Source organism: Pseudomonas sp. DR 5-09, from assembly GCF_001655595.1.
In the GTDB taxonomy this organism is placed as follows: domain Bacteria; phylum Pseudomonadota; class Gammaproteobacteria; order Pseudomonadales; family Pseudomonadaceae; genus Aquipseudomonas; species Aquipseudomonas pharyngis.
In genome coordinates, this window is sequence record NZ_CP011566.1 from 873772 (window position 1) to 892563 (window position 18792).

Annotated in this window: 16 protein-coding genes; 8 read left to right on the top strand and 8 right to left on the bottom strand. The window is 59.6% G+C overall.

The annotated features are described in order from the left end of the window. Window positions 1–100: 100 nt before the first annotated feature. The 5 genes from PDR5_RS03810 to PDR5_RS03830 form a co-directional block, all read right to left on the bottom strand. A complete protein-coding gene (locus PDR5_RS03810; RefSeq protein WP_064593330.1) occupies window positions 101–2923 on the bottom strand; it encodes an FAD-binding and (Fe-S)-binding domain-containing protein in 2823 nt (940 codons plus the stop codon). After that, a complete protein-coding gene (locus PDR5_RS03815; RefSeq protein ID WP_039769132.1) occupies window positions 2920–3591 on the bottom strand; it encodes a LutC/YkgG family protein in 672 nt (223 codons plus the stop codon). Before PDR5_RS03815 ends, PDR5_RS03810 begins: the two co-directional genes overlap by 4 nt. Then, window positions 3591–5045: a LutB/LldF family L-lactate oxidation iron-sulfur protein gene (locus tag PDR5_RS03820; RefSeq protein WP_064593331.1), complete on the bottom strand. Its 1455-nt coding sequence runs from the start codon at window positions 5043–5045 to the stop codon at window positions 3591–3593. Before PDR5_RS03820 ends, PDR5_RS03815 begins: the two co-directional genes overlap by 1 nt. Then, the gene (locus PDR5_RS03825; protein WP_064593332.1) at window positions 5042–5866 is read right to left on the bottom strand and encodes a (Fe-S)-binding protein; all 825 of its coding nucleotides are present in this window, start codon (window positions 5864–5866) and stop codon (window positions 5042–5044) included. Before PDR5_RS03825 ends, PDR5_RS03820 begins: the two co-directional genes overlap by 4 nt. 150 nt (window positions 5867–6016) lie before the next feature. Beyond that, the gene (locus PDR5_RS03830; protein ID WP_064593333.1) at window positions 6017–7711 is read right to left on the bottom strand and encodes a lactate permease LctP family transporter; all 1695 of its coding nucleotides are present in this window, start codon (window positions 7709–7711) and stop codon (window positions 6017–6019) included. 262 nt (window positions 7712–7973) lie between these two features. Here PDR5_RS03830 and PDR5_RS03835 point away from each other — a divergent pair, with 262 nt between their 5' ends. Then, window positions 7974–8741 carry an FCD domain-containing protein gene (locus PDR5_RS03835; protein ID WP_039769141.1) on the top strand — a complete coding sequence of 256 codons (768 nt, stop codon included), beginning with the start codon at window positions 7974–7976 and terminating at the stop codon, window positions 8739–8741. 50 nt (window positions 8742–8791) lie between these two features. On the opposite strand, the gene smpB is transcribed toward PDR5_RS03835, so the two are convergent. Further along, window positions 8792–9274: an SsrA-binding protein SmpB gene (smpB, locus tag PDR5_RS03840; protein ID WP_007953781.1), complete on the bottom strand. Its 483-nt coding sequence runs from the start codon at window positions 9272–9274 to the stop codon at window positions 8792–8794. A 119-nt stretch (window positions 9275–9393) separates the two neighbouring features. On the opposite strand from smpB, the gene PDR5_RS03845 reads away from it, so the two are divergent. From PDR5_RS03845 to PDR5_RS03855, 3 genes are read left to right on the top strand one after another with little or no spacing between them, the layout of a single operon-like run. After that, complete coding sequence (locus tag PDR5_RS03845; RefSeq protein ID WP_039769144.1) at window positions 9394–10797, top strand: sodium-dependent transporter; 1404 nt, start codon at window positions 9394–9396, stop codon at window positions 10795–10797. 7 nt (window positions 10798–10804) lie between these two features. Continuing rightward, window positions 10805–11239, top strand: coding sequence for a type II toxin-antitoxin system RatA family toxin (locus tag PDR5_RS03850; RefSeq protein WP_003221509.1), 435 nt, complete (start codon window positions 10805–10807; stop codon window positions 11237–11239). Next, window positions 11232–11546 carry an RnfH family protein gene (locus PDR5_RS03855; protein WP_064593334.1) on the top strand — a complete coding sequence of 105 codons (315 nt, stop codon included), beginning with the start codon at window positions 11232–11234 and terminating at the stop codon, window positions 11544–11546. The genes PDR5_RS03850 and PDR5_RS03855 overlap by 8 nt, the downstream gene beginning before the upstream one ends. 61 nt (window positions 11547–11607) lie before the next feature. Here the strand turns inward: PDR5_RS03855 and PDR5_RS03860 are convergent, their stop codons facing one another. Next, window positions 11608–12135, bottom strand: coding sequence for an outer membrane protein assembly factor BamE (locus PDR5_RS03860; RefSeq protein WP_011332391.1), 528 nt, complete (start codon window positions 12133–12135; stop codon window positions 11608–11610). 97 nt (window positions 12136–12232) lie between these two features. Here PDR5_RS03860 and fur point away from each other — a divergent pair, with 97 nt between their 5' ends. Then, on the top strand, window positions 12233–12637 hold the full coding sequence (fur, locus tag PDR5_RS03865) for a ferric iron uptake transcriptional regulator (RefSeq protein ID WP_039769149.1): 405 nt from the start codon (window positions 12233–12235) through the stop codon (window positions 12635–12637). Between the two features lie 75 nt (window positions 12638–12712). Here fur and recN read toward each other — a convergent pair whose 3' ends face one another. After that, window positions 12713–14386 (bottom strand): DNA repair protein RecN, encoded by a 1674-nt coding sequence (gene recN, locus PDR5_RS03870; RefSeq protein ID WP_064593335.1) that lies wholly within the window; start codon window positions 14384–14386, stop codon window positions 12713–12715. A gap of 240 nt (window positions 14387–14626) precedes the next feature. Between recN and grpE the strand changes: the two genes are divergently transcribed. The 3 genes from grpE to dnaJ all read left to right on the top strand — a co-directional run bounded on the left by grpE (window position 14627) and on the right by dnaJ (window position 18792). Beyond that, window positions 14627–15196: a nucleotide exchange factor GrpE gene (grpE, locus tag PDR5_RS03875; RefSeq protein ID WP_039769154.1), complete on the top strand. Its 570-nt coding sequence runs from the start codon at window positions 14627–14629 to the stop codon at window positions 15194–15196. A gap of 101 nt (window positions 15197–15297) precedes the next feature. Then, complete coding sequence (gene dnaK, locus PDR5_RS03880) at window positions 15298–17211, top strand: molecular chaperone DnaK (protein WP_064593336.1); 1914 nt, start codon at window positions 15298–15300, stop codon at window positions 17209–17211. A gap of 456 nt (window positions 17212–17667) precedes the next feature. Then, complete coding sequence (dnaJ, locus tag PDR5_RS03885) at window positions 17668–18792, top strand: molecular chaperone DnaJ (RefSeq protein ID WP_039769159.1); 1125 nt, start codon at window positions 17668–17670, stop codon at window positions 18790–18792.

An 18792-nucleotide genomic window follows, 5' to 3' on the forward strand; every position in this document is an offset into this window, starting at 1 on the left:
TTCGCTGGCCGTCAGGACGGGCAACCGAATGGAGGACAAGCCCCGATTGTTCGGGGCCTGTTCTGTGGACTGCGGTCGCTCGCAAGGGTTCTATTTTTCTTCAGAGGGCAGTTGCGGGGGCTTTTGCGCGGGTCACCCGGTCCACCAGATACACGAGACCGTGGTAGTCGATGCCGCCGTGTTGCGTCAGACCGATCTCACAGGTGCGGCTGGTGGAAATCCCCTCGCTGCACTGTTGCACCGCATCCTTGAGCGTTCGCAGCGAATGGCTGTTGAGCTCCGGCGTGGTGAAACCCTTGTCGCCGGCGAAACCGCAGCAGTGAATGCCTTCCGGGATCACCACGTTCTTGCTGCATTTGCGCGCCAGTTCGATCAGCGCCTGGCTTTCCCCCAGATGTTGAGTGCTGCAGGTCACGTGAACGGCAATCGGTGCTTCCTGCGGGGTGAAGTCGAGCCGATCCATCAGATGCGTACGGATGAATCGCACAGGGTCATACAGATCCAGGCGAACATTTCCCACATCCTGCACCAGCCGCAGCGTGCAGGGGCTGGTGTCGCAATAGATCGGATCGAGCCCGCCGCGACTGGCCTGGAGCAGCGCGCCGATCAGCTCCTGACGCTTGTGTTCGGCCTGTTCGGCGTAGCCCTTGGACGCAAAGGGCTGACCGCAGCAGAGGTTGTCCAGATTGTCCGGAAACACCACCTGATAACCGGCCTTTTCCAGCAGACCACGGGTTTTGTCGTACAGCGACATCTGCTCCTTGTCGCCCGCCGCCGGCCCCATCACCCGCGAGACGCAGGCTGCCAGATACACGACGCGCGGGCGTTCGTCCGACACGGCCGGGCTGAAGCGAATGGCTTTTTCCGGCTGCGGCATCGCGTGGGTCCACAGCGGCACCTGACCTTTGGACAGCCGGCTCAGTGTTGCCGAAAGCTTCGCCAGCCGCGGTGCACCCAACAACATCCGCGCACCGTTGGCCACATGCAGGGTGAAACGCGCACCTTGCAGGGTGGTGGCGAAATTACCTTCGATTAAGTTGGCGGTTTTCGTATGGGTGGCGTGACGGCTGCGCAGCTTTTTCACCAGCTCGCCGGTATTGATTCCTACAGGGCAGCGTTGCGCACATAAACCGGTCGCAGCGCATGTGTCGATGCCTTGGTACTCGTAGGCTTTTTCCAGTTCGGTGGTGTCGATCCCGGCGCGTTTTCGCGCCTGGATATCGCGCCAGATCACGATGCGCTGGCGCGGGCTCAGGGTCAGGCCTTTCGAGGGGCAGACCGGTTCGCAGAAACCGCACTCGATGCATTTATCCACAATCTCGTCGGCCGCCGGCAGCGGTTTCAGGTGCTTGAGGTGGATCTGCGGATCTTCGCTTAGCACCACGTCCGGATTGAGAATGCCGTTGGGGTCGAGCAGGCGTTTGAGCTGCCACATCAATTGATAGGCGTCGCTGCCCCATTCCAGTTCGACGAAGGGCGCCATGTTGCGCCCGGTGCCGTGCTCCGCCTTCAGCGAGCCGCCGAACTCCACGGCCACCAGTTGCGCCACGTCGTCCATGAACGCCTGATAGCGTGCGACTTCTTCCGTGCTGTTGAAGCCTTGGGTGAAGACGAAGTGCAGATTGCCTTCCAGCGCGTGTCCGAAAAGGATCGCTTCGTCGTAGGCGTGTTTGTCGAACAGCTCGATCAAGCGGTTTACGCCGATGGCCAGTTGCTCGACCGGGAAGGTCACGTCTTCGATGATCACCGTGGTGCCGGTCTTGCGCACGGCGCCGACGGCGGGGAAGGTGTCCTTGCGGATTGCCCAGAGGCGGGCGTTTTCGACCGGGTCTTCGGTGAAGTCGACCTGTTTCTCCACCGGGAAGGCGCTGAGCGAGGCCATGATCTGCGCCAGTTGTTCCTGCAGCAACGTGGAAGAGGCGGCGCGGGATTCGATCAACAGCGCGCAGGCATTGTTCGACAGCTGCTGTACGAAAGCCGGCATGCCAGGTTTGTCCTGCACCGAGCGCAGGCTGCGGCGGTCGAGCAGTTCCACGGCGGACACCGGTTGGCTTTTCAGCACGGTGACGGCGTTGCAGCAGGTTTCCACGTCCGGGAAAACGATCAGTGCCGAAGCCTTGTTCGGGTGGTCGATCACCGTGTCGTAAGTCACGGCGCTGATGAAGCCAAGCGTGCCTTCGGAACCGACCAGCAAGTGGCTCAAGATATCCACAGGCTCATCGAAATCCACCAGGGCGTTGAGCGACAGGCCGGTGGTATTTTTCAGACGGTATTTGTGGCGAATTCGTGCGGCCAGTTCGGCATTGGCGCGGGTCTCGCGGCCCAAGCTCGCCAGGCGTTCCAGCAATTGACCGTGGCTGACTCGAAACGCCTCGACGCTGGCGGCATCTTCGGTGTCGAGGCGGGTGCCGTCGGCCAGCACCAGACGAATCCCGGCCAGCGTGTGATAGGTGTTTTGCGCGGTGCCGCAGCACATGCCGCTGGCGTTGTTGGCGACGATGCCGCCGATCTTGCAAGCGTTGATCGACGCCGGATCCGGGCCGATCTTGCGCCCGAATGGCGCGAGCCATGCGTTGGCCTGGGCGCCGATTACCCCCGGTTGCAGGCGAATTTGTGTGCCTTGTCCGCGGATTTCACGCGCGTTCCAGTTATCCCCAAGCACGATCAGCACCGAATCGCTGATCGCCTGTCCGGACAGGCTCGTGCCGGCGGCGCGGAAGGTCACCGGGACCTGATCGCGCTGGGCCAGTTTCAGCAGCGCTACCACTTCATCTTCGGATTCGACGCGGATCACCAGTTGCGGAATCAACCGGTAGAAGCTGGCATCGGTGCCGAAAGCCAGGGTCGACAGCGGATCGTCGAAACGCCGTTCGGCAGGAATCAATTGCTGCGCATCGCGCAGGAAAGTCGCCGGTAAGGTCATTGGTCCTCCAGGATCAACACCACCAGGTCTTTCGGGCCGTGGGCGCCGTAGGCCAGCACTTGTTCGATGTCGGCGGTTTTCGACGGGCCGGACACCAGCAATGCATTGGTCGGCATGCCTTGGGCCCACTCGAATTCCTGCTGCACCTGATAGAAGTTGTCACGAATCTGGCTGGCCTTGAGCAGGGCGAAATGCACCGGCGGCACCAGGCTCATCAACCGTGGCTCTTCGCGGGTCGGCCAGAGAATCAGGCTGCCGGTGGCGGCGATGGCGCCGAGGGTGCCGGTGAGGCTGGCCGGGGTGTCGTTGAACAACTCGGCTTTCCATTCCTCCATCGGCCGGTCGTAGGATTTCAGCGCCGGCAGATCAGGATTGTTCGCCCAGTGTTGTGTGATGCGCTGCCCGTGCGGCGTAGTCGGTGCGATCAGCAGGCTCGGCAACTGGCGGTCGCGCAGCAGTTGCGCCAGCAGCGCCGGCCACCCATCAGCGGATGTCAGGTGGATTTCGGTGTGCACCGCTTCCATCAGTTTGCGCAGTTGCGGGATCCGTTGTTCGGTGCTGTAGGTGTAAGGCTGGGTCACCAGATCGACATCAAAGTTGTCGGCAATCGGCGTGGTGCCGGTCAGACTTTTCTTTAACTTGCCGAGGATATTTTGCTTGGCGCTCATCAACGGTCTCCTTGTTTGGCCAGGTGTTCGCGAGCCATGTCATGCAATGAGCGGGCGGCGGGTTTCGGTGCGCTGTGATTCTGCGTCCACGGCCCGACATTGTTCGGCGCCAGGGCGCGCAGTCGCGTGGCGAAGAACGCGAACAGCCGATACAGGGTCGGCGAGCTGTTGAGCTTCGCCCAGGCGTTCCAGATGAAACGTTCCTTGCGCGAATACTTGCTGCCCTGGCCGCGCATCACTTGATGAGGACTGTCGGGGGCTTTGACGTTCTCTTCGCGTAGGCGGCGCAGCAGTGCAGGAATAGGAATTTTTACCGGACACACTTCACCGCAGGCGCCGCACAGCGAAGACGCGCTCGGGTGATCCGGGACTTTTGCCAGGCCGACCATGTGCGGGGTGATGATTTTGCCGATCGGGCCGGGGTAAACCTCGCCGTAGGTATGGCCGCCGACGCGGGTGTAGACCGGGCAATGATTCATGCAGGCGCCACAGCGGATGCAGTTCAAGGTTTGGCGCAGTTCGCTGTCGGCGAAAGCCTGGCTGCGACCGTTGTCGAGCAGCACCAGATGCACTTCCTGCGGGCCGTCGAGTTCATGTTCCTTGCGCGGGCCGGAGATCATGTTGACGTAGGTGGTGATCGGAATGCCCAGCGCCGAGCGGGTCAACAGCGATAGCAGCGGCACCACGTCGCGCAGGTTTTCCACGACTTTTTCGATACCGGTAACGGCGATGTGCACCGGCGGCACGGTGGTGGTCATGCGGCCGTTGCCTTCGTTTTCCACCAGCAGCAGGGTGCCGGTTTCGGCCACGGCGAAGTTGACGCCGGAGACGCCGATGTCCGCTTCGAAGAATTTCTGCCGCAGGACCCTGCGACCGATCTGAATGAGTTGGTCAACGTCCTTGGTGTATTCCACGCCAAGTTTGTCGTGGAACAAGGACGCGACCTGACCGGCATTCTTGTGGATTGCCGGCATGATTATGTGTGAAGGCTTCTCGTGGTCGAGCTGGACGATGTACTCCCCCATGTCGGACTCCAGACATTCAATGTCCCGAGCCTCGAGGAAATGGTTCATCTCCATCTCTTCGCTGACCATCGATTTGCCCTTGATCACTTGCCGCGCCTCGTGAGCGCGGATGATCGAAAGGACGATGCCATTGGCCTCGTCCACCGTTTCCGCCCAGTGCACTTTCACACCGTTGCGGGTCAGGTTCTGTTCCAGTTGCTCGAGCAGGTCGGGCAACTTGGAGAGCGCACGCGCCCTGATCGAGTTGCCCAGGGCGCGCAAGTGTTCTCTTTCATGGGCATCGCTGAAAGCCGCTGCCCGCTTGGTCATCAGTGAATCCATCGCGGTGCGGAAGTTGTTCCGTAACTGCGAGTCGCCCAGGGCGTTGTGTGCCCGGGTGCGGAAATCTTCTTCTACGGCAACCGTAGGAATAATGGTGGAAGTGCTCATCGCGCACCTCCGGTTCGTTGCCAGAGGAAGCTCGCCAGGTGTTGCCCGCGCAGTGCTTCCTGCTGTTTTTCCAGCGAGCCGTTGATGTTCATCAGGCAGCCGCAGTCGGCACTGAGTACCTGATGCGCGCCGGATTCCTTCAACGCCCGGGTCTTGTCAGCCACCATCGCGCCGGAAATGTCTGGCATACGGACGCTGAATGTCCCACCGAAGCCACAGCATTCGCTTTCGTGATCGTGGTTGACCCGTTCCACGTTGCTCAACTGCGCCAACAACTCGCGGCCGTGCAGGTGGGTGTTCATTTCCCGTCGCGCCGAACACGAAGTGTGCAGCGCCACTTTGACCGGCTCGCCGCTGTCCTTGAGCTGCACCTTGCAGACGAACAGCAGAAACTCGGCCAGCTCATAGGTACGGGCCGCGAGGGCCTGAACCTGTTTCAACGTTTCCGGCTCGTCCTTGAACAAGTCGGCGTAATGCTCGCGGATCATCCCGGCGCACGAACCCGACGGCACCACCACCGGATAGTCCCCGGCAAACAGCGCCAGTTGCGAGCGCGCCACCGTCCGTGCCTGCTCGGTGTAACCCGAGGTGTAGGCCGGTTGTCCGCAGCAGCTCTGCCCTTGCGGGTAATCGACCCGGATGCCTTCGCGTTCCAGCAAGTGGATCGCGTCCATCCCGGCTTCCGGGTAGAACAGGTCGACCACGCACGTGCCGAACAGGTAGACCCGCGATGGTTTCTCGCCGGGGTATTGCCGGGGTTCGGGCAGTGGCGGTGCGACGCGAGTGGCGTTGGGCACAGCGTTGTAAAAAAGCTCGCTCATCAGGCGTGTCTCCGGGGGGGCCCGGTTATCCGTCTGTTGAGGCTGCCGAATATAGAGCGCGTTGCTTTCAGCAGCCTTACAGACCGGGTTGTGAATTGCTGACACCGGAATCACGAACCGGTGTCGGTTTTTTCCATGTTGCTTGTCGGCTTAATGCACCAGCATGCCGGTGAACCAGTAGGCCTGAGCCAAAGTGATGAGGCCGACAATCGTTGCAAAGAATAGGCTGTGCTTGAGGGTGAAGCGGAACAGATCGGATTCCTTGCCCACCAGGCCGGTTGCTGCGCAGGCCACGGCGATCGATTGTGGCGAGATCATTTTGCCGGTCACGCCACCGCTGGTATTGGCCGCCACCAACAGAGTGTCGTTGACCCCGATCTGGTGTGCGGTGGTCGCTTGCAGCGAACTGAACAGGGCGTTGGATGAAGTATCGGAACCGGTGAGGAACACGCCGAGCCAGCCAAGGAATGGCGAGAAAAACGGGAACGCTGCGCCAGTTCCGGCAAGCACCAGAGCCATGGTCGAGGACATGCCGGAATAGTTGGTGACGAAGGCAAACGCCAGCACCATGCCGATCGACAGGATCGGCCAGCGCAGTTCGTAGAAGGTCTCTTTCAAAGTGGTCAGACCAGTTTTGAAGTTGATCTTCAGCACCAGCATCGAGATCAGCGCGGAGAAGAAAATCGCCGTGCCGGTCGCGGAGATCGGGTCGAGTTTGAACACGGCCGGGATCGCGGTCGGGGCGGCAACAATCGGTGCGGTCTTGATCACCAGTTGATCCAGGTGCGGGATCGCGAAGTTGAACACCCAGGCGTACATCGAACCGCCGGCGGCGAACATGGCCTTGAAGGGCTTGAGGGTCCAGATGGTCACCAGCACGGTGAGGATCAGGAACGGCGACCACGCCTTGAAAATTTCCCCAAGGCTGTAAGGCGAAGCGACGGTGGTGCGCTTCTGGCCGAAACCGCCGACGCTGGCGCTGACCACCGAAGCGGACACGGCGCCGACGATGTGCTGGCCGGCGGCACGTTTCGGTTGCCAGACCTTCAGGAACAGGGTCAGCGAAATCAGGCTGGCCAGGGCCGAGGTGATGTCCGGCAGTTCCGGGCCGATGAAGTTCGACGTGAAGTATTGGGTGACGGCAAAGCTCAAGCCTGCGACCAGCGCCGCCGGCCAAGTTTCACGCACGCCGCGCAGGCCGTCCATCATGAACACCAGCCAGAACGGCACGAACAGCGACAGCAACGGCAGTTGACGACCGGTCATGGCGCCGATCTTGAACGCATCGATGCCGGTGACTTGCCCGGCCACGATGATCGGAATCCCCAGTGCGCCGAACGCAACCGGTGCGGTGTTGGCAATCAGGCACAGGCCGGCGGCGTACAGCGGGTTGAAGCCGAGTCCCACCAGCAGCGCAGCGGTAATCGCCACTGGCGCGCCGAAACCGGCGGCGCCTTCCAGGAATGCACCGAAGCAGAAACCGATCAACAGCACCTGAAGACGCTGATCGTCAGTGATCGACAGCACCGAGCTGCGGATGACCTCGAACTGACCGCTCTTGACCGTCAGTTTGTACAGGAACACCGCTGCCACAATGATCCAGGCAATCGGCCACAGACCATAGGCGAAGCCATATCCGGCAGCGGCGAACGCCATGTCGACCGGCATCTGGAACGCAAAGATCGCCACGGCGATGGCCAGGGCGAGCGTGATGCTGCCGGCCACATGACCTTTGAGGCGGAACACCGCAAGGGCGAGGAAGAAGAAAACGATGGGGATGACGGCCGCGAGTGCGGACACGCCGAGACTGCCGAGCGGGCTGTAGAGCTGTTGCCAGGTTTGCATATGGGGTGGCCCCTAATTGTTGTTGGTCAGGCACTGTCAGCGTTCTTGGTTAATTGGTAAGACCAATTTACAAGTGCTGTCGGCTAGGGTAAAAGCCTTGATGTCGGTGTGTCAATTTGCCGCCCTAAAACTTTTGTCGAACAACCGGACGGCGAATCGGATTGCACCGGTTGAATTGGCGTCATCTGGCAGGTGTCGGCGCAGCGTCGATAGGCCAGAATAGAGAGCCCGGCGAGCGGTCGGGATGGTGGAGAGTTGAGTGATGGGGTTTGATCAGATACGTCAGCGCCGTTTGTCTGACGACATTGTTGAGCGACTGGAAGGGATGATTCTCGAGGGCACGCTGAAGTCCGGCGAGCGCCTGCCAGCCGAGCGGACACTGGCGGAACAGTTCGGCGTTTCCCGGCCCTCTTTGCGCGAGGCGATTCAGAAGCTTGCGGCCAAGGGCTTGCTGGTCAGCAAGCAGGGCGGCGGCAACTATGTCGTGGAAAGCCTCGGTTCGACGTTCAGCGATCCGCTGCTGCAATTGCTGGAAAGCAATCCCGAGGCGCAGCGCGATCTGCTGGAATTTCGCCACACGCTGGAGGCATCGTGTGCCTATTACGCAGCATTGCGCGCCACGGATGTGGATCGTGAACGGCTGACGGCTGCGTTTGAAGAGTTACAGGACTGCTATTCGCGTCATGACGAAGTGAGCCGGGCGGAAGAGGGCGCGGCGGATGCGAAATTCCACCTGGCGATTGCCGAAGCCAGTCATAACGCGGTGTTGCTGCACACCATTCGCGGGCTGTTCGATTTGCTCAAGCGCAACGTGGTGACCAACATCGGTGGCATGTACAAGCAGCGCACGGAAACTCGCGACATGCTGATCACCCAGCATCGGGAGTTGTATCTGGCGATTATCGAGGGTCGCGCGGAACAGGCGCGTGAGGTGTCCAGCCGACACATTCTGTATGTGCAGGAAGTGCTGGAAGAAGTGCGGCAGGAAGTACAGCGCATGGCTCGCGCCGAGCGACGCAAAGGGATGTAAAAAAGACCGCTCCCGTGCGAGGCGCGGGAACGGTCATTCAGGCAGAAGAATCAGTCTTCCTTGCCCTTGTTGCGCACCGCACGCTGCAACTCGCGACCGGCGTCGCGTTCGCGTTCGGTATCACGCTTGTCGTATTCCTTCTTGCCCTTGCCCAGCGCGATCTCGCACTTGACCATGTGCTTGCTCCAGTACCAGGACAGGCACACGCAGGCGTAACCCTTCTGCTGCACGGCGGCGGCGAGCTTGTCCAGCTCGCGGCGGTTGAGCAGCAACTTGCGGGTACGCACCGGGTCGGCAATGACGTGGGTGCTGGCGGTCATCAGAGGCGTGATGTGGCTGCCGAGCAACCAGGCTTCGCCATCCTTGAGCAACACGTAACTGTCGACCAGTTGCAGCTTGCTTGCCCGCAGACTTTTTACTTCCCAGCCGGCCAGGACCAGACCAGCCTCGAACTTGTGCTCGATGAAGTAATCGTGTCGCGCCTTTTTGTTTTGCGCGATGGTCCCTGTTGGGTGTTTCTTCTGTTTAGCCATAGGGGCGGCATTATATGGAGATAAACGGCTGTCGGCTACGGTGATGCTGCGTGCTTGAGCAGGTTGAGTGAATCCCGGACAATGCGGCCTCTTTTTCTAACGCTTGGGCGTGATAAACGATGTCGACAGACAAGGTTTCTGTCCACGGCAGTTGGGCTAGCCGCTGGGTTTTCATATTCGCCGCGACCGGTTCGGCCGTGGGATTGGGCAGCATCTGGAAATTCCCCTACATGGTCGGGGTCTACGGTGGCGGCGCCTTCGTGCTGATGTTTCTGGCGTGTATCGCGCTGATCGGCATCCCGGTAATGCTCGCCGAAACCCTGATCGGCCGCCGTGCCCGCCAGAGTCCGGCGAATGCCCTGAAGGTGCTGGCGCGGGAAGCCGGGCACTCGGGCAAGTGGTCGTGGGGCGCGTTCGCCGGGATGATCACGGCGCTGCTGATCCTGTCTTTCTACAGTGTGGTCGGCGGCTGGTCGCTGGATTACATCATTGATATGGGGCGCGGAGACTTCCAGGGCGCGACGGCTGATCAGGTCGGAGCCTACTTCGGTAATGTCATCGCCGACCCGTGGCGTATCACGCTGTGGCACACGGTTTTCATGCTGTTGTCGGCGGTGGTGATTGCCAAGGGTGTGGTCGCCGGGCTCGAGCGCAGCCTGCGGATCATGATGCCGCTGCTGTTCGTGATGGTGCTGGTGCTGCTGGGTTACAGCATGACCACCGGGCATTTCATGGAAGGCGTACATTTCATGTTCGACTTCCACCCGGAAAAAGTCCTCGACGGCTTGCTGCCGGCCATGGGCCACGCGTTCTTCTCCCTGAGCGTGGGCGTGGGCTCGATCATGATCTACGGCGCCTACATGACCAAGGAAGCCTCGCTGTCGGGCACGGTCGTCGGTGTGGCGCTGCTCGATACCTTTGTTTCGCTGGTGGCCGGTCTGGCCTTGTTTCCGATTGTGTTCGCCGGTGGTTTGAACCCGAGCGAAGGCCCGGGGCTGATGTTTGTCAGCCTGCCATTTGCTTTCGGTAACGTGCTGTTCGGCCAGTTGATGGGCGTGGTGTTCTTCGTTCTGGTGGCCATTGCGGCCTGGAGCTCGGCGATTTCCCTGCTGGAGCCAATGGTCGCCTATCTGGTCGAGCGGACTAAAATCAGCCGTGCCTGGGTGACATTCTGGTTGGCGTTCACCTGCTGGTTCGTTGGCCTGGGCACGGTGTTTTCCTTCAATATCTGGAAGGAAGCCAAATTTTTCGTGAACGATGGTGGGGTGTTCCATCTCTACCAGTGGGGTGCGGCCGGTGGCCTGGACTTCTTTGGCGTGATCGACTTCTTCACCTCGCGCATCATGTTGCCGCTCGGTGGGCTGTGCTTTGTGCTGTTTGCCGGTTGGGTGATGGGGCGTGAGGCGGTACGTGATGAATTGTCGATTCGCAGCCCGGCGCTGTTCGCCCTGTCTCTGTTTTTGATGCGCTATGTGGCGCCCATCGGCATTCTTGTAGTGTTTGCCGCCCAGCTCTGGAAGTGACGCTTACATGACGACACATATTCAACGATCGGCGCTGCTGCCTTATCCGGCGCAATTTCTCTACGACCTCGTCAATGACGTGGCACGTTACCCGGAATTTCTGCCGTGGTGCTCGTCTGCTGAAGTCCTGGAAAGCTCGCCTGAGCACATGCGCGCCAGTGTCGGCGTGGCCAAGGGCGGCCTCAGTCAGCACTTCGTGACACGCAATACGCTGGTGCCGGGGCAGTCGATCGAGATGAACCTGGAGGAGGGACCGTTCAATCAGCTGCACGGCGTCTGGGTATTCAAGGCGCTGAACGAGAAGGCCTGCAAGATCAGTCTGGATCTGTCCTTCGACTACGCCGGGCCGCTGGTCCGCGCGACGCTCGGTCCTTTGTTCAATCAGGCGGCCAATACGCTGGTGGACGCGTTCTGCCAGCGCGCCAAGCAGATGCATGGTTGAGCCGGTGATCGAAGTCGAAGTGGTGTATGCGGCGGTTGATCGTCAGGTTTTGCGTGTAATCAGTGTTGCTGAGGGTACGACGGTGCGTGCGGCGCTGATGGCGTCGGAGATTGATGCTGAATTTCCGGGGCTGGATCTGAGCAGTTGTCCCTTGGGGATTTTCGGCAAAGTGATCGCTGATCCGGATACTCGACAGGTTCAGGAAGGTGATCGCATCGAGATCTATCGACCACTGTTGGCTGATCCGAAAGAAGTGCGTCGTCTGCGTGCCGCCAAAGCCGCCGAGGCCAAGGCGCGAAACCAATAGGCTGGCAAAACGGCAGGCAATAAAAAACCCGGAATTTCCGGGTTTTTTATTGCGTCGCAAATTATTGCGGCGAGGTGTCCAGCGGTTCTGGCGTTGGAACCGGAACGGTTTCCACGCCATCGACGTCCTTCTGGATCTGATCCAGCAAGGAGCCAGGCTTGGCCGGTTTTTCCGGTTTCGGCTGCTCGGTGTTCTCAGCAGGAGCGGTCACGCTGGTGCCACTGTCCTTGCCGAGAATGGCTTCGTCACGGCTGACGCCCGGCATGAAGTCACCGGACAGACTGACAAGGCGGTCATTCGAGTCGAAAATGACACTCATGCGTTCCTGCTGGCGTTCACCGCCACCAGGTTGCAGGCTGTACAGATAATCCCAGCGATTGGCATGGAACGTGTCGGCAAGCAGAGGGTTGCCCATGATAAACCGTACTTGCGGCCGGGTCATTCCCGGGCGTAACTGGTCTATCATGTCCTGCGTGACGACATTGCCCTGCTGGATGTCGATTTTGTAAACCCCGGGGAATGAACAACCGGCGAGTGCGAGCAGTCCCACAAAGGTGAAACTGGTTAGCAAGAGCTTGGTGTTTTGCATCGGTGGGCGACTTCCACTATCTTGGCTGGGACAACGTAAACGCCGATCATACCCGCATTAAGAGAAGCTGCGAAGCAGCATCGCGAGAAAGCTGACCATGGTTGAAAATAGCGAACTACGCAAAGCCGGCCTCAAAGTGACCCTGCCACGGGTCAAGATCCTGCAAATGCTCGACTCTACAGAGCAGCGTCACATGAGTGCCGAGGACGTCTACAAGGCGTTGATGGAAGCTGGCGAGGACGTCGGTCTGGCCACGGTCTACCGTGTTCTGACCCAGTTCGAAGCGGCTGGCCTCGTGGTCCGTCACAACTTCGACGGCGGCCACGCGGTATTCGAATTGGCCGACGGTGGCCACCACGACCATATGGTTAACGTGGAGTCGGGCGAAGTAATCGAATTCTTCGACGAAGAAATCGAAAAACTTCAGAAGGCGATCGTCGAGAAGCACGGTTACGAGATGGTTGATCACAATCTCGTACTGTACGTACGCAACAAAAAGTAAGCATGTCGCGCGAATTTCAGGTTCGCGAAACGAGCGAAGGCGACCCAAGGGTCGCCTTCGTGCTTTCTGGCGTGCTTAAACCTTTGCGGTGACGACCATCTTTTTCGCGTGCGCCAAAGACTCTTTGGTCAGATCGATGCCGCCAAGCATGCGTGCGACTTCTTCTATACGGTCATTCTTGCTCAGCTTCGAAACAGCCGTGTGAGTGGCCTGCTCGCCTCGCACCTTGTGCACGAACAGATGCTGATGCCCCTGAGCCGCGACTTGCGGCAAGTGCGTAACCGTCAGTACTTGTCCGCGATCCCCGAGGCGACGCAGCAACTGGCCGACGATTTCAGCCGTTGGACCGCCAATCCCCACGTCCACTTCGTCGAATACCAATGTCGGTACGCGAGAGGTCTGGGCGGTAATTACCTGGATGGCAAGGCTGATCCGTGACAACTCACCGCCGGACGCCACTTTGGCCAGGGCCTTCAACGGTTGGCCCGGGTTGGCGCTGACCAGCAGCTCGACCTGTTCCAGGCCATTGGGTTGCAGTTCGCTGCTGTTGTTGGCGCGCAATTCGATGGTGAAGCGACCGCCGGGCATGCCTAGGCGTTGAATCTCCTGTTCCACCGCGCTGGCCAGGCTGCTGGCTGCTTGATGACGCAGCTCGCTCAGCTCCCGGGCCTTTTCCTGATAATGGCGGGCATAGGATGCAAGTTCCTCGGCGAGGCGTTCGATGGATTCATCGTTGGCGTCCAGCGCTTCGATTTCGTCGAGCAGCTTCTGCTGCATCTCTGCCACTTCCGTCGGCTGAATGCGGTGTTTGCGTGCCAGTGTGTAAATGGAATCCAGACGCTCTTCCAGATATTGCAGGCGCGCTGGGTCGGCGTCGAAGTTGTCGAGAAAGCGATTGAGCTCGCCGACGGCTTCTTCAACCTGAATCTGCGCACTGGTCAGCAGGCTGCTCGCTTCACCTAGCGCGCCGACGGAGTTGTTCACGCTCGACAGTCTATTGAGGCTGGCCGTAAGGGCATTCAAAACGTTGCCGGAATCGCTTTCGCTGCATTGCTCGACCACTTGTCGGCAGATGCCGAGCAGGGTTTCTGCGTTGGTCAGGTTCTTGTGTTCCTGCTCCAGTTCTTCCAGCTCGTTTTCCCCGAGGCCGAGGTTTTCCAGTTCTTCGAGCTGGTAGCTGAGCAATTGATGGCGTGCACGCTGTTCGTCGCCGGAGTTGGACAAGCGTTCCAGCTCCTGACGGGTCTGGCGCCAGCGCTGGGCGGCCAGGTGAACCTGGCGTGCCAGATCGGTGGCCCCGGCGTATTCGTCGAGCAGGCGCCGGTGGGTGTCGGTCTTGAGCAGGGATTGGTGTTCGTGCTGGCTGTGGATATCGATCAGCAGCTCGCCGAGTGCCTTGAGGTCACCGAGCGGGCAGGGCGTGCCATTTATATAGCCGCGTGAGCGACCTTCGGACGTGATGACCCGGCGCAGGATGCACGGACCGTCGGTTTCCAGGTCGCGTTCCGCCAGCCAGGCACTGGCCTCGGGAATATCCGCCAGATCGAAGGTCGCCAGGATATCGGCCTTGTCGGCGCCCGGTCGCACCACGCCGCTGTCGGCGCGATCACCGAGCGTCAGGCCCAGGGCGTCGAGCATGATCGATTTGCCGGCGCCGGTTTCCCCGGTAATCACGCTCATGCCGCGATCGAGTTCGAGATCGAGATGTTCAACGATGGCGTAGTTGTGTACGGACAGGTGCACCAGCATAAAGGCCGCTCCCAGGCTTCAGGTCTGGTTATTTATACAGTGTTTTGTTTCGGGCTGACAATGCCCTCGCTCAGCTCAATGGAGAAGATCCGATCAAATGCTTGTCGCGCGCAGGAATGCCAATGCAGCACTTTTTTGTAGGGTTAATCGTTGTCAGCCCTTGAAGCCTGATTTTGCGGCCCCATATACCGGGGCAGAAGCGCGAATCGAACTCGCGGACGATATTGAAAGGAGAATTCTATGGCTGACGAACAGACAGTAGATACGCAAAACCCAGAAGCCAATCAGGCGCCCGAGACTTCGGGTGATGACCTGGCGACCCGTGTACAAGTGCTCGAAGAGCAATTGGCCGCCGCGCAGGATCAATCGCTGCGCGTAGCTGCCGATCTGCAGAACGTCCGCCGCCGTGCCGAGCAGGATGTCGAAAAGGCGCACAAGTTTGCGCTGGAAAAATTCGCCGGCGACCTGCTGCCGATCGTCGACAGCCTGGAGCGCGGCCTCGAACTGTCGAGCCCGGATGACGAAAGCATCCGTCCGATGCGCGAAGGCATCGAGCTGACCCTGAAAATGTTTCACGACACCCTCACGCGTTATCAGCTTGTAGCTGTCAGCCCGCAGGAAGGCGAACCGTTCAACGCCGTGGAACATCAGGCAATGGCCATGCAGGAAAGTGATGTCCTGGAGCCGAACAGCATTCTGAAGGTGTTCCAGAAGGGCTACCAGCTCAACGGTCGCCTGCTGCGTCCGGCGATGGTCGTGGTCAGCAAGGCGCCGGCGCCAGTTTCGCCTTCGATTGACGAGAAGGCTTGAAATTAGCCGCAAGGCCCCCATTTAGAAGTCAAGCGTTTAAGTATTACCGCAGTTAGCCACCACTGCTGCGGCAAAAAATCCAAAGTTTCGGGAGAGTGAACATGGGCAAAATTATCGGTATCGACCTGGGGACTACCAACTCCTGCGTCTCCGTGCTGGAAAACGGCGTGGCCAAAGTTATTGAGAACGCCGAAGGCGCGCGTACAACGCCGTCGATCATCGCTTACGCCAATGATGGTGAAATTCTGGTAGGTCAGTCCGCCAAGCGTCAGGCTGTGACCAACCCGCACAACACACTGTTCGCAGTGAAGCGCCTGATTGGCCGCCGCTTCGACGAAGAAGTTGTACAGAAAGACATCAAGCTGGTGCCTTACAAGATCGTCAAGGCCAACAACGGTGACGCCTGGGTCGAGGCTTCCGGCAAGCAGATGGCTCCGCCGCAAATCAGCGCCGAAGTCCTGAAAAAGATGAAGAAGACCGCCGAAGACTACCTCGGCGAAGCGGTGACCGAAGCGGTGATCACCGTTCCGGCCTACTTCAACGACAGTCAGCGTCAGGCGACTAAAGATGCTGGTCGCATCGCCGGTCTGGACGTAAAACGTATCATCAACGAACCAACCGCAGCCGCTCTGGCTTATGGCATGGACAAGGCCAAGGGCGATCACACCGTGATCGTTTACGACCTGGGTGGTGGTACTTTCGACGTTTCCGTGATCGAAATCGCTGAAGTTGACGGCGAGCACCAGTTCGAAGTGCTGGCCACCAACGGTGACACCTTCCTGGGTGGTGAAGACTTCGACATGCGCCTGATCGACTACCTCGTCGACGAGTTCAAGAAAGAGTCCGGCATGGACCTGAAGAACGATCCTCTGGCCTTGCAGCGTCTGAAAGAAGCCGCTGAGAAAGCCAAGATCGAGCTGTCTTCTTCGCAGTCGACCGACGTCAACCTGCCGTACATCACAGCAGACGCGACTGGTCCTAAGCACCTGAACGTGAAGATCTCTCGTGCCAAGCTCGAGTCGCTGGTCGAAGATCTGGTGAACCGTACCATCGAGCCATGCCGTATTGCTCTGAAGGACGCCGGTATCGACGTCAGCAAAATTGACGACGTCATTCTGGTTGGTGGTCAGACTCGTATGCCACTGGTGCAGAAGGCAGTTACCGATTTCTTCGGTAAAGAAGCACGTAAAGACGTGAACCCGGACGAAGCTGTTGCCATGGGTGCTGCGATCCAGGGCGCCGTTCTGGCCGGTGACGTGAAAGACGTTCTGCTGCTTGACGTCAGCCCGCTGACCCTGGGTATCGAAACCATGGGTGGCGTGATGACCGCGCTGATCGAGAAAAACACCACGATTCCTACCAAGAAATCGCAAGTGTTCTCGACCGCCGACGACAACCAGGGCGCCGTGACCATTCACGTCCTGCAAGGCGAGCGCAAGCAAGCCGCACAGAACAAGTCCCTGGGCAAGTTCGATCTGGCCGACATTCCACCGGCTCCACGTGGTGTTCCGCAGATCGAAGTGACCTTCGACATCGACGCCAACGGCATCCTGCACGTAGGTGCGAAGGACAAGGCGACCGGCAAAGAGCAGAAGATCACCATCAAGGCTAACTCTGGTCTGTCGGATGAAGAAATCCAGAAAATGGTGCGCGACGCCGAGCTGAACGCCGAGGAAGACCGCAAGTTCGAAGAGCTGGCCGCTGCCCGTAACCAGGGTGATGCACTGGTTCACTCGACTCGCAAGATGATCGCTGACGCTGGCGACAAAGTGACTGCAGAAGAGAAGACTGCAATCGAAGCGGCCGTGGTTGCCCTGGAAGCTGCCGTCAAAGGCGACGACAAGGCTGCCATCGACGCCAAGGTTGAAGAGCTGTCGAAAGTCTCTGCGCCGGTTGCTCAGAAGATGTACGCCGAACAGGCTCAGCCTGAAGGCGCGGCACCGCACGACGAGAAAGCTGAAAAGGCTGACGATGTTGTCGATGCCGAGTTCGAAGAAGTCAAAGACCACAAGTAAGTTTGTTGGTCGCCCGGTTGACTGCCTTGCGGCGGTGACTGGTAGGATGTCGCCGCGCGGGAGCTTGCTCCCGCGTTGGCGTATCTGGAATACGCGAATTTTTACAGCATGCGACAACGGCGGATTGAGTGACTTGTTCGTTAGAGCAAGTTCAGATGACTGGGCTCCATAACCAAGGCGCTGCGACGACTCATAGCGCGCTATGGGGAGGAGCAGCAACGCAGGGTATGGTGCTCAGGCATCGAAATTGCCTAACGAACAAGTCATTCAGTCCGCCCCAGGGTGCTGGCGGTATGGCCGGGAATGCTCCTGCTTTTCGCGCCGTAAATACCGCATGAACCAAAGACCAGGATCGTTGAATTGACGTGAGTTGGGTCCGGGCCTGTATTGGGGCTCAACGAGTTTGGCGAAGCTCAGGAGGGATTTGCCGAACGTCCTCAAGAGTATGAAGAACTTATGGCTAAGCGTGACTATTACGAAGTGTTGGGTGTTGAGCGCGGCTCAAGCGAAGCGGACCTGAAAAAGGCCTATCGCCGTCTGGCGATGAAGCACCACCCGGACCGTAATCCCGGTGACAAGGCGTCGGAAGATCTGTTCAAGGAGGCCAACGAAGCCTACGAAGTGCTGTCCGATTCCAGCAAGCGTGCAGCGTACGATCAGTACGGTCATGCCGGCGTCGACCCGAGCATGGGTGGCGGCGGTGCAGGCTTCGGCGGTCAGAACTTCTCCGACATCTTCGGTGATGTCTTCAGTGACTTCTTCGGTGGCGGTCGCGGCGGTTCCCGTGGCGGCGCTCAGCGCGGCAGCGATTTGCGTTACACCCTCGAGCTGAACCTGGAAGAAGCGGTACGCGGTACGACCGTGAATATCCGCGTTCCGACGCTGGTCAATTGCAAACCATGCGACGGTTCGGGCGCCAAGAAAGGCTCGTCGCCATCGACTTGCCCGACTTGCGGCGGCATCGGTCAGGTGCGTATGCAGCAAGGCTTCTTCTCGGTGCAGCAGACCTGCCCGCGCTGTCATGGCCAGGGCAAGATCATTTCCGATCCGTGCGATTCCTGCCACGGCGACGGTCGCGTCGAAGAGTACAAAACCCTCTCCGTCAAAGTGCCGGCCGGTGTCGACACTGGTGACCGCATTCGTCTGTCCGGCGAAGGCGAAGCGGGCACTCAGGGTGGTCCGACCGGCGACCTGTACGTGGTGATCAACGTCCGCGAACACGACATCTTCCAACGCGACGGCAAGCACCTGTTCTGCGAAGTGCCGATCAGCTTTGTCGACGCGGCCCTGGGTGGCGAGCTGGAAATTCCGACCCTCGACGGTCGCGTCAAATTGAAGATTCCGGAAGGGACACAGACCGGCAAGCAGTTCCGCGTACGCGGTAAAGGTGTTGCGCCAGTGCGTGGCGGTGGTGCGGGCGACCTGATGTGTCGTGTGGCCGTCGAGACGCCGGTCAATCTGAACCGTCGTCAGCGTGAATTGCTGGAAGAGTTCCGCAGTTCCCTGGCGGACGACAACAGCCACTCCCCGAAAACCACCGGTTGGTTCGACGGTGTGAAACGCTTCTTCGGCGATCTGTAA